Raw genomic sequence first — 3,617 nt, 5'->3', positions numbered from 1 at the left:
TGAAGAACAATAGGTTAATGGAACAAATAGTAAAATAAGAAGTAGCTTTTTCATAGTGATGGATTTTAGTTGAAGATAAAGTATTTGAAACATTATTGACTAGGATATACTCTTTTGTTATACAGCCTTGTCACCTAAACCTTTTGTACAATTGCATATTCTGTTGTAATTAATCTCTAATTACTTTAACTCAATTTTTTTATATACCAAAAACAACTTAGCAGAGGGGAAGGGATTCGAACCCTCGATGCGCTTTTGGCACATACACGCTTTCCAAGCGTGCGCCTTCGACCACTCGGCCACCCCTCTTAATCGTTCGCTAAATAACATAAAAAATTAAACTTATTTAGATAATTTTTTTTTTATAATTTTTTATTTGTGACAATAAATAATAATTTTATTATTTTTATTTAAAATTTAAAACTGAAAAAGCTTCTAATTGTCTTATTTATACTAGTTTTTTCATGTAAAAAAGAGGAACCCCAAAGTTTTTTTTTATCTGTCATTGCTAACACGGGAGGTACTGTAAGTATAGCCGGTGGTAAATATGATGCAGAGGGAAAATACGTTTCTGTGGGGGAAGAATATGCACCAGGAAAAATTGTTTCTATCAAAGCAACTCCAGATGATCAATACCGATTTATTAATTGGTCAAATGGATCTATTCAAAATCCTCTTGAAGTCAAATTAAATTCTGATTTAATGATCAATGCTTCCTTTCAAAAAGCAAAGTATAATCTAATACTTTCTGCTTTTGGTAAGGGTTCTATTCAAGAAGAAGTAGTCTCTTTGGGGAGAAGTACTGATCCTAGATACAATTCAGGAAGCATCGTAAAACTAACTGCAACTCCTGCCTACGGATATAGGTTTAGTAGGTGGGATGGTGATTTAACTTCTACTGAAAACCCTATTGAAATAAATGTAAATTCTGCCAAATCTATTGTTGGAGTATTTGAGAAAACTATTTTAAATCTTGATATTATTATAGAAGGAGACGGGCAAGTAACGGAAGAACTTCTTCAAGTTGCTAGTTCTGGGAAAAACAGTACTTATGATTATGGAGATACTGTTCGACTTACTCCACAACCTGGTGCAGGATTCGATTTTATTGCATGGGGGATGGATCATACAGGAGAAGAAAACCCTTTAGAACTCACTCTAACGGAATCCAAAACAATTCAAGCTAATTTTGATTTTGAACTTTTTAATAGAGTTGTCGGAAAGTGGAAGGTTAGAAAGAAAACTCAAAGTAAGGTTCCATCCTGGGATATACACAGTATTATTTTTAGAAAAGATTACTCCTATTCAGTAAATTCTAATTCAGGTCGTATAAATGGAACATTTAACGTTACTTCCAACTCGGAAATTGATTTAGGTACTTACGGAAATATGACTAACGTAGAACTAGTCTCTAATGAAGATGTATCATCAGAAGCTTCATGGAGTAATTTTAATTTCAACATAAATGTTACAGGCGAGTTTGAAGGAGAAGTAGAAACTATTGTTGATGAAAACTATGAAACGGAAGTAGGCGATACAGGGGATGTTTCAGATAGAACTTATATTCCTGATGATAATTTTGAACAAAGGTTAATTGATTTAGGTTTTGATGATTTATTAGATGATTATGTTAATAATTCAAATATATCCTCTATTGAATCGTTTCGTGCAGATAATTCAACGGGGCAGGGTACAATTTATGATTTGACTGGAATTGATGATTTCATAAATCTTAAAGAAATATTTTTTGATAATAATGAGATTAATGAAGTTGATTTTTCTAACAATATTTACTTAGAAAACATTTCTATTCACTCTAATCACTTAACTGAAATTGATCTTTCAAATAATGTAAATTTATTAAATCTTATTATTCATGATAATCAAATTGAGTCAATTAATTTAGAAAACAATTCATCATTACAAAGATTACTTGCTTGGAATAACACTTTATCATCAATAAATATTTCTAACAACCCTGAGTTAGATGAATTGGATCTTTCTGGAAATTATTTGACTAATATAGACGTTTCAAATAATTCCAAACTTAAAATACTCAGTCTTAGAAACGAATGTTCAGAGTGCTCAACAATGCAAATTAGCTCTATAGACTTATCAAACAATCCGCTTTTGGAGCAAGCATGGTTTTATAGAAACAAATTAGTCTCTATTGATGTTTCTAATAATCCTAACTTAAAGATCCTAGATTTAAACGATCTTGGAACATTCAATGGAATTATTGATGTTTTAAATAATCCGAATCTAGAAGAACTTGTTTGTACTTGTAATGCTCAAATGTTGGATGTTTCCAACAATTTAGAACTTAAGATTCTAGCGATGGCAAATAATAATTTGACTGAAATTGATTTGTCAAACAATACAAAACTGGAGGATTTAAACCTTTTAAACAACAAACTTATCTCTTTAGATGTTTCCAATAACCCACTGCTAATAAATCTTAATACTCAGAATAATATTGATCTTAATTGTATCAATGTAAGTTCAGATCAACAAATAAACATACCCACAGATTGGGTTAAAAACGATAATACACAATATTCTGATGAATGTGATGTGATTTTACAAACAACAAGTATTCCTGATAATAATTTTGAACAAGCACTTATAGATTTAGGATATGATGATATACTCGACGGTGAAGTATTGACAACTAATATTAAACAAATTATATCTTTAGATCTTACTGATAAAAATATAAGTGATTTAACAGGAATTCAAGACTTTATCCTGATAGAAAATATCTCAGCCCATATAGGTAACCAGATTCAGGGAGTTATAGATTTGTCTAATAGCACAAGCCTTAGTTATGTTGACCTAGCTAACAATCAACTTTCAGAATTGTACCTGAATAATAATTCTAATTTGTTACAACTTTATGTTTATAACAATCCTAATTTATCAATACTTGAAATAGAAAATTCTCCAAATCTTTGGTATTTAAATTGTCATGATAATTTGGTAACTGATCTTGATCTTTCAAATTCTCCTAAATTAAACAATATGAGAATATGGAATATGCAATTAGAAAGTCTTGATTTGTCTAACCAAACTGAATTAGAAGTTTTAAGAGCCCAAGGCATTTTTAAATCCGCAGGTAAATCTATCGATCTCTCAAACAACCCTTCAATTAAAATTATTGATTTGGGATATAATTTTCTTGATGATATAGATTTATCGAATAATACAAATACTGAAATAGTTTTATTACCTGGAAACAATTTAAATTCGATTGATTTATCTAATAACTCTCAGATTAGAATTTTATCCTTGTATGAAAACAATATAAACTCCTTGAACTTATCATCAATTGATAACCTTACATTACTAAGAGCACTTAATAATGACTTTGATTGTGTTACTTTAAGTGAGACACAAATCAATAATATTCCACCTAGCTGTTTAGATCTTGGAATTCCTAATGATTCTCAAGACCCTAACCAAGAAACTTGTTATGGTTGGGGCTTAGTTGATTTAACAGATAGTTATGATTTTACTCCCACTTGGGTAGTTGAAGAAGGGGTTTCTTTCTCATTGGGTTGCGATGGGTTAAGAACATATGTTCCAGATGATAGTTTTGAACAGGCGCTTATTGATTT

1 protein-coding gene and 1 tRNA gene are annotated in these 3,617 nt (G+C 30.3%); one reads left to right on the top strand and one right to left on the bottom strand.

Going from position 1 to position 3,617, the window contains the following annotated elements; all coding sequences use genetic code 11:
• Positions 1-221: 221 nt before the first annotated feature.
• Positions 222-309, bottom strand: a tRNA-Ser gene (locus tag AC3ATN_RS07905).
• Positions 310-573: 264 nt separating this feature from the next.
• Between AC3ATN_RS07905 and AC3ATN_RS07900 the strand changes: the two genes are divergently transcribed.
• Positions 574-3,617, top strand: a 3,044-nt coding sequence (locus AC3ATN_RS07900; protein ID WP_487532734.1) for an InlB B-repeat-containing protein, incomplete at its 3' end; no start/stop codon positions are given.

This window comes from Candidatus Marivariicella sp. (assembly GCF_983056325.1).
Note: the sequence above shows the minus strand (reverse complement) of the source record. Positions and strands in the feature narration are given on the sequence as shown.